Below are 16,437 nucleotides of genomic sequence, written 5' to 3'. Positions count from 1 at the left end.
GATGTAAAGATGAACTACAAACTGCTCACCAATGCTACCAGTGCAAAACTTGCAAACCTAACTTTGACAAGCTGACTGGCAGAATATTCGCATGACACCGTCAACCACCACGGATGTGGATATTGTGTCTGTATTTGATGGAATTAAACCTCTCAAACCGATAAATTGCCCCAAAACTAGACCTAGGCAAAGATGCGCTGCAAGATATGACTACTCAATTGCGTGAAGGTATTAAGCCTAAAGTAAAATTAACCTAAGTTGCTACCCATAGATTAACGCTAAGAGCAAGGACAAAGAGCATAGCTTTAAGCTCAAATCCCTTAGCCGTGACAGCATGAATAGATTTAGGTAAAAGTTGGGATATTAAACTGCCAGTGGTTTCAATAACTTTGCGCTTATGGTGTTGAAGAAACTGAACATAACCAGCAAGAGGTCGAGTTGAGCTGCTTTTTCGCATAGCTGAGAGCTGGATATTTTCGGCTTCAAGCAACAAATCCTCAACCTCATAATCGTTGTAAGCTCTATCTGCATAGACCACAGAGCCTTCAGGTAAATCAAATGGAAATACTCTCAAGCCCTTAACATCAGCAAATGAACCATTAGTTAGAAAAAATTCCACAGGCTCTCCTGACTCCGTCACCATCAGATGAATTTTAATACCATAAAAGTATCTTCTCTTGCTGGCTTGATAGCCTCGATACTCTTGTTTGCCATCATAGATTTTTGACCTTGGAATGCGGATATTGGCACAGACAGGTATGGGAAAACTATCAATGCTGTAAACCCATTCCGTGTTTAGTTGTTTCCATGTTTGCCCCAACGCTTCAAACAATATCAACAGCATTTGCTCAACTCGATATAGTCTGCGGTTGAAGCGACTTCGGCTAAGCATTTTGGGGATGTATTGTAGTTCTGATAAATATTTTCTTGCCCTCTCGTAATTTCTACAAAAATACATAGTGGCAACTATAGCGGTGGTCATTACTTCGCCATCACTCATTTCTTGTTGTCGATCACCACGATGATTCATTGCTCTTAGAATGTCATCGCATAAGCAATAAATCGCTATAATTTCATCATTCATTTTTCTTGCTGCTACTTGCATCTTTTCCTTTGTAGCAGATTTCTTTCCCTCAGCTATTAGGTAGCAACTTGGGTTATGTATTAGCACCTCACCAAGATCATGCTTTGGTTTCGTTGATCAATCTATTGGCTCCTTTCGGTATCACTCGATTCTTCACAGATACTTGGGGTGGCTATGAACGCATCCTCGACCCGACTACTCATGTAATTAGCAAAGTATATACTCAGAAAATTGAGCGTAAACATTTAACTTTGAGAACTCGAATTAAACGATTGGCGAGAAAGACTATTTGTTTCTCTAAGTCGATTCTGATGCACGATATTGTAATCGGTCTATTTATTAATCGGTATGAGTTTCCTATTCTTCTCTAATTTAATCTGTTCAACAACTTTGTAACACTACCGATTTTTTGGACGACTAGCGATCGCGACCCAGGATTTGCTTTAGTGCTAGCAATCACCCAAGAAAACGCAATCTGGCATCTGATCGTTTGCTTAGGACATTTATTTGGGTACGCAATCGCACCATTGAAAAGTTGCAGCAGAAATCGTCAAGGAGACTTCATGCACATTAGTCTGACCCCAGATGAGATCGTGTTTTGGCAGTGGGGCTTTGTATAGATTAATGCCACCTTGGTGTTTACATGGGCGATCATGCTACCACTGGGCGTTGGTGCTTGGTTGGTGACGCGCAAACTCTCCAGTGCCCCCCAGTTATCCCACTGGCAAAATCTGCTGGAAGTCTTAGTTGTCAATTTACGCGATCAAATTCAGCAAACCAGTGGACAAAATCCCGATCGCTATTTGCCCTTTATCGGCATGCTGGGCGTTGCAGATAGAAGTATGAATCAGATAGAAGAAAGGATAGAAGGGTCATGAAGATAGTGAACTAGCAATCGTATAGAGTATCGCAACATATCCAAAGATTTGGAATAGCAGAAAGTTTTACTGTGTAATCGCGCAAGATAGTGACGTAACCGAGAGTTTTCACCCTCAACTCTGGTCATGTAAGTCTTGCTAATAATCAGATCACCATCAGGGATAAAACTTGGATATACAGTCCAACCGTCAGTGACATAGAAATAGCATTGCCATACTGCCACAATTGCCCATAATGGTTCAAAAGTCTCAGCACTGTGATCGCCTAAAGTCCATGCAAGGATACCTTTGCAAAAATGGTCTACTGCTGTCCATAGCCAGATCTTGTTTTTTTTGAACCAACAAAAGTTTCAAGTTCATCTAATTCACCGACATCTGGCACGTTTTCAGGAGCGATAGAATCGGGTAATACCAAATCGAAGAGTATAGGCTACGGATGGTATAAATATATAAACCGAGTTCAAAGAAAAAAATGGCAGGAGTATACAAATTAGAGATCAAAGAAAGTGAAGAAGAGCTAAAACATATGCTGAGAGTGCAAAAGACCGCATCAGATAAAGAAAGAATTCAGATGCTGTATCTGTTAAAAACAAAACAAGCAAGCACAATCCAGATAGCATCGACAATACTGGGACGGCATCGAGTTACATTGCAAGATTGGTTAGGGAATTATCGCAAAGGGGGAATAGTAGGACTAAACCTAGAACAGGGCGAAAACAGAGTATTCCACAATGGGCGCAGAAAGCATTGATAAAAAAGCTGGAAGAAGCAGAAGGCTTTGAAAGTTATGGGCAGATCTGCCAATGGTTAGAGAACCAATTAGGAATCAAATCAAACTATAAAACTGTGCATCATCTAGTCCGATATCGGCTGAAAGCCAGACCGAAAGTGACACGTCCAGTCAGTGCAGGAAAGTCAGAAGAGCAAGTAGAAGCATATAAAAAAACCTTGCCAGTATTATAAGCATGATTGCCTGGTTCGGCATTAATATAATCGGACTAAATGGCAAAGTGAGATTCTTTTGTCAAGATGAAACACGAATTGGGTTAAAGACAATTAGTGGAAGGAAGATCACAGCAAGAGGAGTCAAACCCAAAGGTAAAGTTCAGTGGCAGTTTAAGGCAACTTACCTCTATGGAATTGTAGAACCATCAACAGGGGAAAGCTTTTTCTATGAATTTACTCACCTTAATAGTGAATGCTTCCAAGTATTTCTGAACTTAGTAAGCGCATATTTTCAAGGTGACATCATCGTTATGCAAGTGGATCAAGCAGGAGCACACAGAGCAAAACGGTTAAAGATTCCTAAAAATATTATTTTGCTATTTCAGCCTGCCCATGCACCTGAGACTAATCCCATTGAAAGAGTGTGGCAGCATTTCAAATTAGGGTTGAGGTGGAAACTGCCAAAAGATCTTGACCAGTTGCGTGCATTAATGCGGGAAAGGTTAGAAGTTATGACTCAAGAGGTAATTGCTTCGATTGTTGGGTGGGATTATATTTTAGAGGCTTTATCTGTAGCTCGTATTTAACGATTTGGTATAACTTGTCTAACCCAATTAATTACTGTGGTGTGATGTACTCCCATAACTCTTTCAATAGACCTGAATTCCATACCATTGAGATACATCTTCAGGCATGTTTGTTTGGTAGTTTCTGGATATGCTTTTGTTTGTTCACCCTTGACTTATAAATTGACGACCACATTCAGCACAAATGTGATTTTGTTTTCCTTGCTTAATTCCATTTTTGTGTATTTGTTCAGACCCACACTTTGGACATTGCATCTCTCTTTCTTGAACTCATTCTTCATTATGCAACGCCCCTAAATCAATTCATTCTCTCGCGGATTAAGGTTATGCTCTTTGTTCCTGCTCTTAGTGTTAATTTATGGATGGCAACTTAGGTTATTTATTCTGATTTACTAACGTTCCTACCTCAACATTACTTTTAGGTGAAGTTTTGGCTGAATCTGGTACTACCTTGATTGCTGTTGGTAATCCTTGAGAAAAAGCTGTACGATCGCCAAACCGTAATATTGCCCCGATCGCATCTAGGCGATTTGACCATGTTGTGACCCGATAACGCCTCTCTAAGTTTTCTAAATTCATCCACTTCCCTAAATTTGTGGACATATTTTCAAGGGCTGTTTGGGCTTGATTAAGGCGATCTCGACTGGGACGAAGGTTGAGTTCAATTAAGGCTCGATCCAAAACCTGTACTTGTTTTTGCCAGTCGATCAAGTCATCTTTACTAATCCAGAGGCGATCGCTCTGCACCAAAAGAGTCCACTCCTCCTTCAGGGCAGCATATCGACTTAGGGCAGCCCGAAATGGCTCTCGATAGGGAATTATATTTTCACCTTGACTGGTTTGCAAATATCGTAAAACGTCTGTAAAACCAGGGCGTAAATGCTCTGCCGCAAATAGAGAATAACCTCCCGCAGGTAAATCCCGTAATGCCTGAAGCTTATCTAGTAGTTCTGTATTACCTAAATTTTTAATTAAAACACCGGGCAAGAGTAAGGCTGGAGCTTGGGATATCCCAGCTAGGGCAGGTTGCACCCCTTGTTGTAGAAAGGCACTTGTATCTGGAGCATAGGTCATTGGTACCATTAAGTCCACCTCACCACGACTAGCCCAAGCCTCCCAATTTTGCTGAATTTTGTTGAGCCGATCCAGTGACTTCCAAGGAAATACGGCGGCGGAAATAATAGTACGAGGCTTAATTTGCTTAAGTTCTTTAGAAACCTTGGCAACAAAATTATCAATCTGCTGCACTTTAAAGCTAGTCCACAGCCACCATAGAGAAGGGTTATTGGGGGAAATAGAGATCGGATCAATCCCAGTCAAAGCTTCAAACTCTTTTCTGCCTGCAATCCCAAATCCAAGATCTCTACCTACCTCTTGACGAGGGTAACGAATATAGTCTAGTTGTAAGCCGTCCACATCGTAACGGGTAATTATTTCTTTATACAGAGAAAGCAAATAATTCTGGACAGCGGGATTAGCGGGATCGAGAAAAGTTTTACCTTCAGGCGCAAATACTCTGCCGTTACGTTCTAGGTTTGCCCAACTAGGATTACGTTCTAATACTGGACCTGGATAACTAGCGGGTTTATTCACTAGCAGATTGTGCCGTTGATTACCTACCCCAAATACCCAGACCCAAGCATGAAGCTCCATTTGGCGCTCATGTGCCAACTTCACCGCCGAAGCCAGGGGATCCCAACCCTTAACCAAAGGATTTTGTTGGGGAGCGATCGCACTGGGATAGATAGGATAGCCCGCATTTATAGTTTCTAAGAAAACCGTGTTTACGCCCGCCGCTTCCATGCGATCAAATATTACTGCCAGTTTACGTTCAGAGCCTGCGGCAACAATAGTGCCTCGATCTACCCAAATTGCTCTAACCTCAGGTAGGTTTGACAACGTATTAGTGGGATATTCTCGCAAAAGTTCTTGACGTACCATTTGCCATTGTCTTCTGACTGCTTGAGAATTACCACTTTGCACCATTTGATTAAAATTTTCCAAAAACTGCTTGGCATTGGCGATCGCTTGCTTCTGAAGAGCGGATTCTTGATAGGTGCGGCTTGCTGTAGCTGTATTAATAGAGTTTTCAATTCTACCGATTAGTTCCTGTAAATCTTGACGCATCCCAATTACCTCAAGGGTATTAATAGTTAAGTTAGATACGGGAATATTCGACTCTGTTCTAGCGGCATCGGGGTCTATCTGCACATTGCGACTTAACTTAGTTTCTGCTCTTGCATTAGTCTGTGCCTGTATCGCTAAAGAATCAATGCTAAGGCTGGCGATCGCCAAAGGCATAAGAATAGTAAATAAATATCGCATCAAATCACTTTATAGTTAACTTTATATTTGCAAAATAGCTACCAAAATAGCCACAGGAATAATCACAAAATATTTACATACAGCAGAGGTATTTCTAATCTTACAGCACTAAAGACCTCAACTACGGCAGAGAGCCAGATCGCTAATCAGATCAAAAGTTCACTGAATGGGGTTATGTACAGTTACTAGTTTTGTCCCATCGGGAAAAGTTGCTTCCACCTGCACCTCATGGATCATCTCTGCAATTCCCTCCATCACATCGTCTCTAGTTAAAATCGTGGTACCGTAACTCATTAATTCAGCCACAGTTCTACCATCTCTTGCACCTTCCAAAATAGCGGCAGTGATCAATGCTACAGACTCAGGATAGTTGAGTTTTATACCCCTTGCTTGGCGACGTTCAGCAACTAAAGCGGCGGTAAAAATCAGGAGTTTATCTTTCTCTTGGGGGGATAGCTGCATTTAGAGGTTCCTTTAGACTAAATGTTGATACTAATTAAACCAAAAACTAATTTAAATTAGACTAACCAAATTCTCGGGATACAAGTAGGTCGATGTATATAGAATAAACGTAAAAGTTCCCAAACCGCTATAAACCAAGTTCTGACTTCTGAGGTTGAATGCCCTCGATACCGACAGATTAAACCTTCAACCAGTCCTGTGACTGCCAATTGTCCACTATAGCTGGAACTGAGGATATGAATATTTTGGAGCAAGTCCTGATTTACTGTTTTTCCCACTAAAGCCAAGGTGCCAACCACCGAACATCGATCTAACCCGTGAAGACTATTAATCATGGCTTCGCCACCCTGTAACCACTGTCGATCAATCCAAAGGGGAATTCCTGCTCGCCATACTTCTGTGTGCGATCGCCAACTACCTGATAAAAATCTTTCACCTCTGGCACTACGCCCAAATCTCACAATTTCCCATCCCAACCATAGGGCATTTTGTTCAAGCTCGATATGATGTTTCTGATGATAAATTGCGCCATCAAAAACGATGGTTTCCTGCGGTAGCCACTCTAAATAACTATCCGACTGTAAATGGCTATGTATAGTTTGCTGGGCGTTTATCGATTTTTGTTTTATATTTGGATCGGTTTTGGCTCCATAAATTTTGCTGGCGGTGGCAGTAGTAATTAGCGATTGAGATTTTTCCCCTAAATTAATCATTACATCTAGGCGATCGCCACCCACAATCCCACCTGCTGTATGCAAGATCGCCGTATGGCAAATATCTTTCTGTTCGGGATAAAAAGACTTCTGCACTCGCAAAGGAGCCTGACTAATATTTTTAATAACCTGGGTTATGCCATCGTGGTAGCCGTAGTTGAGCCGCAGGTTTCCCTGCCAAGAGCTTGATCCCATTATTCCTTTTATTTATTTCTCTTATTTTTGTGGAGATTCACTTACAGACAACTTATACCGAATCAATTTATCCTGCTCATTGTTACCTACCCAAATTTGATAAGTACCTTGGCGTAGCCGACGAGTAAATTGGGGGTAGCGTTTTTGGTATTCGTCATCAGCACAAATCACTAAGCCATTATTATCTTTGATTAGCATAGTCAGATCATCATTAATATTATTGGTATAAGCCAAAATATCTAACATTGGGAAATTACTACTCAATTCAATTACATGATTGGGCTGAGAACTGGCAAAACCCCGACATTTGGCATCCACCCCTGCTAGTTTTACCAAACTGACATTACCGCCAGCACTACCTTCAATCACAATGGGATCGGGGCGAAAGTTGCGAGAAAGAGTCATATTATTCGGCTGCGATCGCACATTCCAAGCTAAACCAAAGCCAATTAATGTCACTACCAAGCCTGTAAATTGAGATGTTTTCATGGAGTTATTTCCTCATAGTTTTAGATACTTTTAGCTAGATACTTTTAGCTAAAACCTGTGGTGACGCTGGCATTTGATATATATTAAGCGTGACGGTAAAAAGCAGGAAACAGTTGCATTGTAAAGATATATTAATTATTTAGCGTTATAACGCTACAGCAAGTATATTAGTTTGTAAGATTACGCAAAGACAGGTTATTCAATCCATCAACATAATATGCAGGACAAGCAAAAAGTAACTTTATACCTATCTTCAGACTTACGTCACCAGTTAAAGATCAGGGCAGCGATTGATCAAGACCCTATGTCTGATTTGGCTGAAAAAGCTATATCGTTTTATCTTTCCTATCCAGATGTGGTTGAAAGTGCTGGGGTTGGGCATACCCATCAGGTATATAGCTGTCCGGAATGTACGCAGTCATTAGTATTTAAGAGTGGAGAACTTATATCACTTACTGGTAACGTCTCTCTATCAAGTGCTACAAATGCTAATGGACAGGTAATTAAATCGGATGGAGAGATGGCAATTTTGTAGCTAGCTTTCATCAATTTCTTGAATTTACTAAAAAATTAAAAAACTTAGATCAGCGGTATTGCGCTATGCAAGAAGAATTAAACATACTTATACAGGCACAGTATCCCCTGATCTACCTTACAACTTCAGAGGAAGAGAGAGCTGAAAAGGCGATCGCCCATGTTGCTCAAATTACATCAGTTGCCAATAAGCCCCCTAGACAAGTATTTATATGGACTGTAACCCACGGTTTAGTAGAATATGGTCAGCCCAGTACCGTCACCCAACACAATACAATTTCCCCCGAAGCAGCCATAGACTGGACAATCAAGCATAAGGAACCAGCTATATTCATTTTCAAGGACTTACATCCCTTTCTTGATAACACTCCTGGGGTAATTCGGTGGCTGAGGGATGCGATCGCCAGCTTTAAGGGAGTAGAAAAGTCCATAATTCTAATGTCTCCAATTCAGGTTATTCCCATAGAGTTAGAAAAGGAGATTGTAGTTCTGGATTTTGCCCTACCCAATATGGCAGAGCTTACGGAAGTATTAAATACCCAGCTAGGACAGCGATCGCACAAACTCAGTTCAGAGGCTAAGGAAAAGCTACTGAGAGCCGCTTTAGGTTTAACCCGAGACGAAGCTGAAAAGGTTTATCGTAAAGCCCAAGTCACAACTGGTCGCCTCACCGAAGCTGAAGTAGAGATAGTTCTTTCTGAAAAGCAGCAGCTAATTCGTCGCAACGGTATTTTGGAATACATTGAACAAGAGGAAGGGATAAATGCAGTTGGCGGACTGGAAGAGCTAAAGCGATGGCTTAAGCAGCGTTCTAATGCGTTTAGTCAACGGGCAAGGGAATACGGATTGCCTCAACCCAAAGGCATGATGATTTTAGGTATTCCTGGTTGTGGTAAGTCATTAATTGCTAAAACCACTTCTCGGCTATGGTCGTTACCTTTAGTCAAACTGGACATGGGTAGGGTCTATGATGGCTCCACTGTCGGTCGTTCTGAAGCAAATCTGCGGAATGCACTCAAAGCGGCAGAATCCATATCCCCAGTTATTTTATTTATTGATGAATTGGATAAGGCATTTGCTGGCAGCGCAGGCTCGGCGGACTCAGATGGTGGTACTTCATCTCGAATTTTCGGCACATTCCTCACATGGATGCAGGAGAAAAAATCCCCCGTATTTGTAATGGCTACTGCTAACCGCGCCGATCGCCTCCCAGCAGAGTTTCTCCGTAAAGGTAGATTTGATGAGATATTTTTTGTCGATCTCCCTGACTTTGATGAACGTCGTCAAGTATTTGAAATTCATTTGGGCAGAAGACGCTCAGATGTAACAAGGTTTGATCTAGATCAACTCTCTAATGTCTCAGAAGGATTTTCTGGAGCAGAGATCGAGCAGGCAATTATCGCAGCTATGTACGAAGCTTTTGCCCAAGATCGGGAGTTTACCCAACTAGATATTATTTCTGCGGTCAAATCGACAACCCCACTTTCACGCACCATGACAGAACAGGTAACAGCGTTGCGTGATTGGGCAAAGTTGCGAGCGCGTCCCGCAGCAACTACCTTCGCTGAATATCAGCGTATGGAGTTCTAAAAGCTTTCCCAGTTTTGCTGGGTAAAGGCTAGCCAAATGTCGGCAAACACTAAGCTAGCAGTCCTAAACGGTTCAAACACATTTACAGGAGCTAAACTATTATGTCTCATTTCAGCACACTTCGCACAAAAATTACTGAAGCCGAAATTTTGAAGTCTTCTCTTCGTGATTTGGGTATTACGGTTAAAACTGAAGCAGATGTTCGTGGTTACAACGGTCAACGCATTCGCTCTGAAATCGTTGCAGTTCTTGAAGGCGACTATGATTTAGGTTGGTCTCGCAATGCTGATGGTTCCTTTGACTTGATCGCTGACCTTTGGGGAGTTGCTAAAAAGCACAACCAAACTGAGTTGATTAACTCTATCAACCAAAAATATGCTGTTAACAAAACCCTTGTTGAAGCAAAGCGTCCCGCCCTTGCCAATGCTAATGTCAAACTGGTAGTACAGTAAGCGGATAAACACTTGTTATACAAACTTACGGCTGGCTATTGTAGTCAGCCTATTTTTTTATAGCTACGATATTTACTCTGGCTTTTGGGTTAGTCCTTCACCGAGCAAAGATAGTCCCACCACCATTAGGGTAATTGCCAATCCGGGAAATAGAGTTGTCCACCACACATTCTCACCTGTGGATAGGGCATCTAAAGCTTGTTTTAAATCATGTCCCCATTCAGGTATATCTTCGGGTACGCCTAGTCCTAAAAAGCCTAACCCCGCCAAAGTTAAAATGGCATCGGCAGCATTAAGGGTAAAAAACACGGGAATAGTTTGAATCACATTTTGCGCTAAGTATTTAGTTAAAACTGTCCAAGTATTGGCACCCAGAGCTTGAGCAGCTTCAATAAATAATTCGGTTTTGACGCTGACGGTTTGGTTACGAATTACCCGAAAATACTGGGGAATATAACTAACACTAAGGGCGATCGCTGCATTCCATACACCTTGCCCCACCACAAAAGCGATCGTAATTGATAGTAATAAACCGGGGATCGTATAAAGGGCATCCATGAAAAATACTAAAACCCGATCTAACCAGCCGCCTTGATAGCCACTGATCATGCCCAAAGGTACCCCGATCACCAAACTCAAAAAAGTAGAAGCAATTACCACTTGCCATGCTACCCCCGCTCCAGCGATCGACCTTGCTAAAATATCGTGCCCCTGTTGATCGGTACCAAAAATATACTGCCAAGATGGAGCTGCATGAATCGGATTACTTAAAAACTCATTGGGGTCTGACAATATACCTAGATGTTGCAAAACTGGAGCCAATAAAGGCATTAATAGAAAAATAATTGTGAGGATTAGCCCCAATCTACGAAGTCGTCTATTCATCAGCTACGCGTTGAAATGGATAAAATAGTATTACTGGAATTTAGTAAATATTAGGAAATTCGATCTCCACAGTCTTTTACGGGTTTATGTAGTGCGGGGTATAGGGTTAGAACTCCTAGGACGCAGCTCCCCAACGTATCCTTTAGTTGTGAAATAGGCTGTAACTGCTGCATAGTAGCTTTGATTGTAATTCAAAATCTGAATAAGCCCTAGAATCATAAACGAAGGAGTTAAAAACACTAATTTCCTGATTAAACATTCAAAACAATTTGACCTTTTGGTCGAGACAGCCATAGTCGATCAATTAATTCTTTAAAAATAGGCTAAATAACCCTTTAGGGAAAAGGAATCGAAAAGTAGCAGTTATCATAGAGAGTGGATAGTTAATACTTTTTAATATAAGTGCGAAGCGTTTATGTTTGATGTCTTGATAGTCGGTGGTGGGATAATAGGAGCTACTGTTGCCAGTGCTTTAGGTGCAAATTTAGACTCAAATCCACAGTTAAAAGTTGGCATTATTGAGGCAAAAGCTGAGCTATTACACAATGAGTTTAGTGCTGATGGACGTGCCAGTGCGGTTGCCCTTGGGTCTAGTCTAATTTGGCAAAAAATCGGCGTGTGGGGCGGTATGGTCAAACGAAGTGTAACGCCTATGCACAGCATTCAAGTTTCCGATGGCAATTACCCCCAAAAAGTTTGCCTAAATCGTGAGGACATCAACAAATCAGCTTTAGGCTATGTGATCGAGAATCAAGTTACCCAAGAGGCTTTATGGGAATTTATTAAACAATGCCCCAATATTGATTTAATCTGTCCCGCTAAAATCGTGGATATTTTTCATGAATCTAGCGAATATTTGACGGTTAAAGTTGACTCAGGCAGTAAAATTACGAAGCTGGAAACTAAGTTATTGATTGGTGCCGATGGGGGGCGATCGCTAGTCCGCAATTTAGCAGACATTCCCATATCAGAAAAGCTTTACGATCAAACCTGTATTGTGGTGACGATTAAAACCGAATTTCCCCATCAGAATATAGCCTATGAAAGATTTCAGTCCAGTGGTCCCTTTGCTTTGTTGCCTTTAGCAGGCGATCGCTTTTGCATTGTGTGGACAGCGAAAAACTCTGAAGTTACGGAACTTTTGGCATTAGATGATCAAGCCTTTATGCAGGAATTAACTAAGCGATTTGGGACAGAATTATTAGAAAAACTAGGAAATTTAACCCTAGAATCAAAAACTCGTGCCAGTTATAATCCCCGTTGGATGCACAGCCAGACTTACATTCAACCTCGATTAGCGTTAATTGGTGATGCGGCACATACTACCCATCCAGTAGCGGGACAGGGTATGAATTTGGGCATTAGAGATGCGGGGGCGATCGCTGAAATTATTTTAACTGCCTTTAATAAAGGTGAAGACTTGGGAACAATGGCGGTGCTGAAACGTTATCAAAACTGGCGACGCTGGGATAATTGGGCAGTGATTACGGTTACGGATATTACTAATCGCTTATTTTCTAATCAGTTTTGGCTCTGGCAAGTAATTAGAAGAATTGGTTTGGCGATCGCTGTTTTAGCACCATTTAAGAAAATCCTTATGTATTTCATGATGGGACTAATAGGCAGGCAACCAAATCTTACTTACAACATCCCTACATCATTAGAGGAAACATTAAGTGCCTGATCAGAGCTTAAATAACCGTCCACCATTTTGATCATGCGATCGGCAATATCTAAAATTCGATTATCGTGGGTCACCATTAAAATTGTGATGCCTTCTTCCTTTGCCATTTTTTGCATAAGTGTCACCACATCTCGACCCGATTGTTTATCTAGGGCTGCGGTTGGTTCATCGGCAAGGATTAATTGAGGACTATGAACTAAGGCACGGGCGATCGCTACCCTTTGTTTTTGTCCTCCCGATAGCGCAGATGGACGATAATCGACTCTCTCTGCTAATCCTAATTTACCTAGAATATCCGCAGCTTTTTGGGCAGGAATTCCTTTAGTATTCCGAGGCATTAAATCCACAGCCATTTGTACATTTTGCCGAGCAGTTAACGAATGAAACAGGTTATGGGATTGAAAGATAAAGCCAATATTTTTTCTAACCTCTACTAACTCTGACTTGTTCATGCCACTAATTTGATGGTCAAGCACTTGTAAACTCCCTTCATGGGCGGTGCGTAATGCCCCAATTAAGGTTAACAGTGTAGTTTTGCCAGAGCCTGAGGGTCCCGTCATAATCACAATTTCCCCCGGATATAGTTCCAGATTAATGTCGTAAAGTACTTGTTTTTTTAAATCACCTTCACCAAAGTAGTAATTAAGTCCAGATATTTTGACCGAAGGGTTTAAAATTTTATTCTGAGTATGCTCCTGAGCAATTGGTACTAATGATTCCAGCATGAAATATCTGATCTGAAGGGTTATTTGAGAGTTTACAATACAAATTAATTCTACAGTTTCTAAATCCTACTTGGCTTGGTTATAAACACATGGCGGGCGAACAAATTAGCTTATTTAATTTTGAACAGTCTTTAGAGCAGGGAAATCAGGCGTTGGGGCACTCCTTAGGGCAAACTGCACAATCCATTAATATCTCAAACTCACCAGCCACAACTACAGTTTATGCTAACCTAGATGATCTTAAAACTGAGGCGATCGCCTGCCAGAAATGCAATTTAGCCTATACCCGCAAAAACGTAGTAATCGAAAGAGGAAACCGCCAAGCTCTGATTATGATTATTGGTGAAGCACCCGGAGAAAGTGAAGATGAAACTGGACTACCATTTGTGGGGCGATCGGGACAGCTATTAGATAAAATTCTTGCTTCTGTACAATTTGACCCCACCCAAGATGTATATATTTGCAATATCAATAAGTGCCGTCCACCAGACAATCGAGTACCCACTGAAGCAGAAGTAACAGCCTGTAAACCCTACCTATTAGAGCAAATTCGTTTAGTTGATCCTAAAATTATTCTCCTGACAGGGGCAACTGCGGTTAAAGCAATTACGGGAGATAAACGGGGAATTACTAAAATTCGAGGAGAGTGGAGTCAATGGCAAGGACGTTGGGTAATGCCAATTTTCCATCCTGCTTACCTATTACGCAATGCCAGTCGTGAAGAAGGAAGCCCTAAATGGTTTATGTGGCAAGATATTAAAGCTGTAAGGGAAAAGTATTTGGAAATTAAGCATGAAATTGAAAATGCTGAAGATTTCTAAGTTTAAATACTCTCTAAAATTACTAAATGAATTTATGATGCTAATTTGCTCACCTTAGATAAGATAATTTTATCTACATTTACGGGATTGATCGGCAATAATTAAGTACTAGGCTGATATCGTTAGCCCGAATTTTATGTAAATTGAAGTCCTATGAGTAACTCAGATGATTTAGAAGAAAGATTTCGCCAATTAGAGCGAGAAGTCAGTAACAAATTTGAGCCACCCCTCAAGAGTGCCGATCCCTTTAAAACAGAATTTAATCAAGTATCAGATAATACTGTGGAAACCGCTAAAACTAGTCTTTCGGGACTTGTGAATTGGATTAATAGCTTAACAGGTGTAACTAAAATCGCAGCGATCGCTGTGGTTGGTATATTGACGTTTGCCATAGTTAAGTTTCTCGTCAATCTAGTGGCGGCGGCAGTTTCTTTAGTATTTATGGTGGCGATCGCCTATGTACTATATAAGTTATTCTTTGAGACGAAATCATGAATCGAGCCGAGCAATTATTTGATCAGCTTCTTGATCAACTTATCAATGACTTAGAAACAGCAATCTCCAAGCCTCAAACAAACCCTTTTTCTCAATATTTTAATTCCCTAGCCGAACCAGTAATCTTGATGCAAAAGCTGATCAAAAACCATGATGCCTTGATTGGGAGAGCTATAGATCGTCATCTCAGTTCTAAGGTTTAGTGAAAAATTAGTACTAAAAAAATATAAGAAATTAATGCCCACGGTGATTTCCTATCCAGTTGTGGAAACTTTTCATTCTGTCCAAGGTGAGGGAGCATGGGCAGGGACTAATGCCGTTTTTATTCGGCTTGGTGGCTGCGATGTCCACTGTAGATTTTGTGATACAAAAGAGTCATGGAATGTCAATTCACATCCTCTGCAACCTGTGCATGATATTGCCGATACTGTGGGTAAGATCAAACCAGCAATCGCTGTTATCACTGGAGGTGAACCATTAATGCATAATCTTGATCCCCTAACTGATTCAATTAGGCTGGCTTTGGGAAAAACGCATATTTCTATTCACCTAGAAACTTCAGGAGCTTATCCTAAAAGTGGTAACTTTGATTGGGTGACCCTATCACCAAAAACATTTAAACCTCCCCATCCCAGTGTCTATGCTCAAGTGCAAGAATTGAAAATAGTTGTATCTAGTGAAAGCGATCTCCAATGGGCAGAGTTACAGTCTAGCCTTGTCGATCTTAGTACCCTCAAATACTTGCAACCACAATGGGGCAACCCTGAAGCACAGGAACTAACCTTAAATTATGTACTGGCACATCCCCAATGGCGGTTAAGCTTACAAACCCATAAATATTTGGGAGTACGTTAGTGAGAGCAGTGGTTTTACTTTCAGGTGGAATTGATTCAGCAACTGCTGCGGCTCAGGCGATCGCCGATGGTTATGAACCCATTGGGTTATCTTTTCGGTATGGACAACGGCACGAACGGGAATTACGGGCGGCTCGCAATATTGCCAAGGAATTGGGAATTAAAGAGCATTACATTTTAGATGTAAGATTACACCAATGGGGCGGCTCTGCCTTAACTGATGAAAATATCGCTATTCCAGTGGATGGGTTGCAAACGGATACTATTCCTACAACCTATGTCCCCGGTCGAAATACTGTATTTATTGCGATCGCCATGTCCTTGGCAGAGGCAAAGTCCGCAGAGGCAATTTATCTGGGGATTAATGCTGTGGATTATTCTGGCTATCCTGACTGTCGTCCTGAATATTTAGAGGCATTTCAAAATCTTGCTAATCTATCTTCTAAGGCTGCCCTAGAGGGTAAAGCTCCAAAGCTTCTGGCACCTCTGGTGATGGATTCCAAGCTAGATATTATCAAACGTGCTATTAAGCTTAATGTGCCGATCGCCCTCACATGGTCGTGCTACCAAGGCGATGCTGAACCTTGCGGGGTGTGTGATTCTTGTCGGATTCGCGATCGGGCTTTGATCGAAGCAGGATTACCAGAATTAGCAACGGCTGTGGGGAGAAGTATTTATCAGCCCTAGGTTATTTACTAAATTACCTAAAAAAATTCCCG

General features: G+C 41.4%; 21 protein-coding genes and 2 pseudogenes. 14 read left to right on the top strand and 9 right to left on the bottom strand.

The genetic code is table 11. The features are described 5' to 3' along the window. Nucleotides 1-253: 253 nt before the first annotated feature. Nucleotides 254-1,084, bottom strand: coding sequence for an IS982 family transposase (locus tag SYN7502_RS13435; RefSeq protein WP_041430184.1), 831 nt, complete (start codon nt 1,082-1,084; stop codon nt 254-256). 38 nt (nt 1,085-1,122) lie between these two features. Between SYN7502_RS13435 and SYN7502_RS19000 the strand changes: the two genes are divergently transcribed. Both SYN7502_RS19000 and SYN7502_RS13430 read left to right on the top strand, forming a co-directional pair. Further along, nucleotides 1,123-1,455 carry an IS1 family transposase gene (locus SYN7502_RS19000; RefSeq protein WP_305808202.1) on the top strand — a complete coding sequence of 111 codons (333 nt, stop codon included), beginning with the start codon at nt 1,123-1,125 and terminating at the stop codon, nt 1,453-1,455. Nucleotides 1,456-1,737: 282 nt separating this feature from the next. After that, the gene (locus tag SYN7502_RS13430; RefSeq protein WP_051023632.1) at nt 1,738-1,962 is read left to right on the top strand and encodes a FoF1 ATP synthase subunit a; all 225 of its coding nucleotides are present in this window, start codon (nt 1,738-1,740) and stop codon (nt 1,960-1,962) included. Here SYN7502_RS13430 and SYN7502_RS18995 read toward each other — a convergent pair. Then, nucleotides 1,932-2,371: pseudogene (locus tag SYN7502_RS18995) on the bottom strand (IS1 family transposase); the annotation flags it as partial. The gene SYN7502_RS13430 and the pseudogene SYN7502_RS18995 sit on opposite strands and share 31 nt — an antisense overlap. Before the next feature lie 63 nt (nt 2,372-2,434). On the opposite strand from SYN7502_RS18995, the gene SYN7502_RS20680 reads away from it, so the two are divergent. The 3 genes from SYN7502_RS20680 to SYN7502_RS20670 are packed head-to-tail and all read left to right on the top strand — an operon-like array spanning nt 2,435 to nt 3,494. Further along, the gene (locus SYN7502_RS20680; RefSeq protein ID WP_210391290.1) at nt 2,435-2,713 is read left to right on the top strand and encodes a helix-turn-helix domain-containing protein; all 279 of its coding nucleotides are present in this window, start codon (nt 2,435-2,437) and stop codon (nt 2,711-2,713) included. Continuing rightward, nucleotides 2,710-2,925 carry a winged helix-turn-helix domain-containing protein gene (locus SYN7502_RS20675; RefSeq protein ID WP_210391275.1) on the top strand — a complete coding sequence of 72 codons (216 nt, stop codon included), beginning with the start codon at nt 2,710-2,712 and terminating at the stop codon, nt 2,923-2,925. Before SYN7502_RS20680 ends, SYN7502_RS20675 begins: the two co-directional genes overlap by 4 nt. A 2-nt stretch (nt 2,926-2,927) precedes the next feature. After that, nucleotides 2,928-3,494: an IS630 family transposase gene (locus tag SYN7502_RS20670; RefSeq protein WP_015168490.1), complete on the top strand. Its 567-nt coding sequence runs from the start codon at nt 2,928-2,930 to the stop codon at nt 3,492-3,494. Between the two features lie 11 nt (nt 3,495-3,505). Here the strand turns inward: SYN7502_RS20670 and SYN7502_RS21030 are convergent. From SYN7502_RS21030 to SYN7502_RS13400, 5 genes and pseudogenes are all read right to left on the bottom strand, one after another. Then, nucleotides 3,506-3,749: pseudogene (locus tag SYN7502_RS21030) on the bottom strand (IS1/IS1595 family N-terminal zinc-binding domain-containing protein); the annotation flags it as partial. A gap of 120 nt (nt 3,750-3,869) precedes the next feature. Further along, nucleotides 3,870-5,819 (bottom strand): glycoside hydrolase family 10-like protein, encoded by a 1,950-nt coding sequence (locus tag SYN7502_RS13415; protein WP_015169330.1) that lies wholly within the window; start codon nt 5,817-5,819, stop codon nt 3,870-3,872. A gap of 159 nt (nt 5,820-5,978) precedes the next feature. Next, nucleotides 5,979-6,281 carry an urease subunit gamma gene (gene ureA / locus SYN7502_RS13410; protein ID WP_015169329.1) on the bottom strand — a complete coding sequence of 101 codons (303 nt, stop codon included), beginning with the start codon at nt 6,279-6,281 and terminating at the stop codon, nt 5,979-5,981. A 56-nt stretch (nt 6,282-6,337) separates the two neighbouring features. Next, complete coding sequence (locus tag SYN7502_RS13405; RefSeq protein ID WP_015169328.1) at nt 6,338-7,189, bottom strand: urease accessory protein UreD; 852 nt, start codon at nt 7,187-7,189, stop codon at nt 6,338-6,340. A 21-nt stretch (nt 7,190-7,210) separates the two neighbouring features. Continuing rightward, entirely contained in the window at nt 7,211-7,678 is a 468-nt protein-coding gene (locus tag SYN7502_RS13400; protein ID WP_015169327.1) for a hypothetical protein, read from the bottom strand. 217 nt (nt 7,679-7,895) lie between these two features. Between SYN7502_RS13400 and SYN7502_RS13395 the strand changes: the two genes are divergently transcribed. The 3 genes from SYN7502_RS13395 to SYN7502_RS13385 all read left to right on the top strand — a co-directional run bounded on the left by SYN7502_RS13395 (nt 7,896) and on the right by SYN7502_RS13385 (nt 10,254). Next, on the top strand, nt 7,896-8,213 hold the full coding sequence (locus SYN7502_RS13395; RefSeq protein WP_015169326.1) for a slr0373 family blue light stress response protein: 318 nt from the start codon (nt 7,896-7,898) through the stop codon (nt 8,211-8,213). Between the two features lie 65 nt (nt 8,214-8,278). Then, a complete protein-coding gene (gene ycf46 / locus SYN7502_RS13390) occupies nt 8,279-9,802 on the top strand; it encodes a stress-responsive protein Ycf46 (RefSeq protein WP_015169325.1) in 1,524 nt (507 codons plus the stop codon). 101 nt (nt 9,803-9,903) lie between these two features. Then, on the top strand, nt 9,904-10,254 hold the full coding sequence (locus SYN7502_RS13385; RefSeq protein ID WP_015169324.1) for a DUF1257 domain-containing protein: 351 nt from the start codon (nt 9,904-9,906) through the stop codon (nt 10,252-10,254). A gap of 72 nt (nt 10,255-10,326) precedes the next feature. On the opposite strand, the gene SYN7502_RS13380 is transcribed toward SYN7502_RS13385, so the two are convergent. Further along, nucleotides 10,327-11,139: an ABC transporter permease gene (locus tag SYN7502_RS13380; RefSeq protein WP_015169323.1), complete on the bottom strand. Its 813-nt coding sequence runs from the start codon at nt 11,137-11,139 to the stop codon at nt 10,327-10,329. A 415-nt stretch (nt 11,140-11,554) separates the two neighbouring features. Here SYN7502_RS13380 and SYN7502_RS13375 point away from each other — a divergent pair, with 415 nt between their 5' ends. Further along, on the top strand, nt 11,555-12,823 hold the full coding sequence (locus tag SYN7502_RS13375; RefSeq protein WP_015169321.1) for an FAD-dependent monooxygenase: 1,269 nt from the start codon (nt 11,555-11,557) through the stop codon (nt 12,821-12,823). On the opposite strand, the gene SYN7502_RS13370 is transcribed toward SYN7502_RS13375, so the two are convergent. Beyond that, nucleotides 12,781-13,548 (bottom strand): ATP-binding cassette domain-containing protein, encoded by a 768-nt coding sequence (locus tag SYN7502_RS13370; RefSeq protein WP_015169320.1) that lies wholly within the window; start codon nt 13,546-13,548, stop codon nt 12,781-12,783. The two genes, SYN7502_RS13375 and SYN7502_RS13370, sit on opposite strands and share 43 nt — an antisense overlap. Nucleotides 13,549-13,637: 89 nt before the next feature. Between SYN7502_RS13370 and SYN7502_RS13365 the strand changes: the two genes are divergently transcribed. The 5 genes from SYN7502_RS13365 (at nt 13,638) to queC (ending at nt 16,405) form a co-directional block, all read left to right on the top strand. Continuing rightward, on the top strand, nt 13,638-14,369 hold the full coding sequence (locus SYN7502_RS13365) for a uracil-DNA glycosylase (RefSeq protein WP_015169319.1): 732 nt from the start codon (nt 13,638-13,640) through the stop codon (nt 14,367-14,369). Between the two features lie 153 nt (nt 14,370-14,522). Further along, the gene (locus tag SYN7502_RS18405; RefSeq protein ID WP_015169318.1) at nt 14,523-14,864 is read left to right on the top strand and encodes a hypothetical protein; all 342 of its coding nucleotides are present in this window, start codon (nt 14,523-14,525) and stop codon (nt 14,862-14,864) included. Then, nucleotides 14,861-15,067, top strand: coding sequence for a hypothetical protein (locus SYN7502_RS13355; protein WP_015169317.1), 207 nt, complete (start codon nt 14,861-14,863; stop codon nt 15,065-15,067). Before SYN7502_RS18405 ends, SYN7502_RS13355 begins: the two co-directional genes overlap by 4 nt. Nucleotides 15,068-15,101: 34 nt before the next feature. Beyond that, the gene (locus SYN7502_RS13350; RefSeq protein ID WP_015169316.1) at nt 15,102-15,719 is read left to right on the top strand and encodes a 7-carboxy-7-deazaguanine synthase QueE; all 618 of its coding nucleotides are present in this window, start codon (nt 15,102-15,104) and stop codon (nt 15,717-15,719) included. Beyond that, nucleotides 15,719-16,405, top strand: a complete 687-nt coding sequence (gene queC / locus SYN7502_RS13345; protein ID WP_015169315.1) for a 7-cyano-7-deazaguanine synthase QueC — start codon at nt 15,719-15,721, stop codon at nt 16,403-16,405. The genes SYN7502_RS13350 and queC overlap by 1 nt, the downstream gene beginning before the upstream one ends. Nucleotides 16,406-16,437 lie beyond the last annotated feature (32 nt).

Origin of the sequence: Synechococcus sp. PCC 7502 (genome assembly GCF_000317085.1) — a bacterium.
Classification (GTDB): domain Bacteria; phylum Cyanobacteriota; class Cyanobacteriia; order Pseudanabaenales; family Pseudanabaenaceae; genus PCC-7502.
The sequence above is the reverse complement of the archived record's forward strand: the minus strand, read 5'-3'. Positions and strand labels throughout refer to the sequence as shown.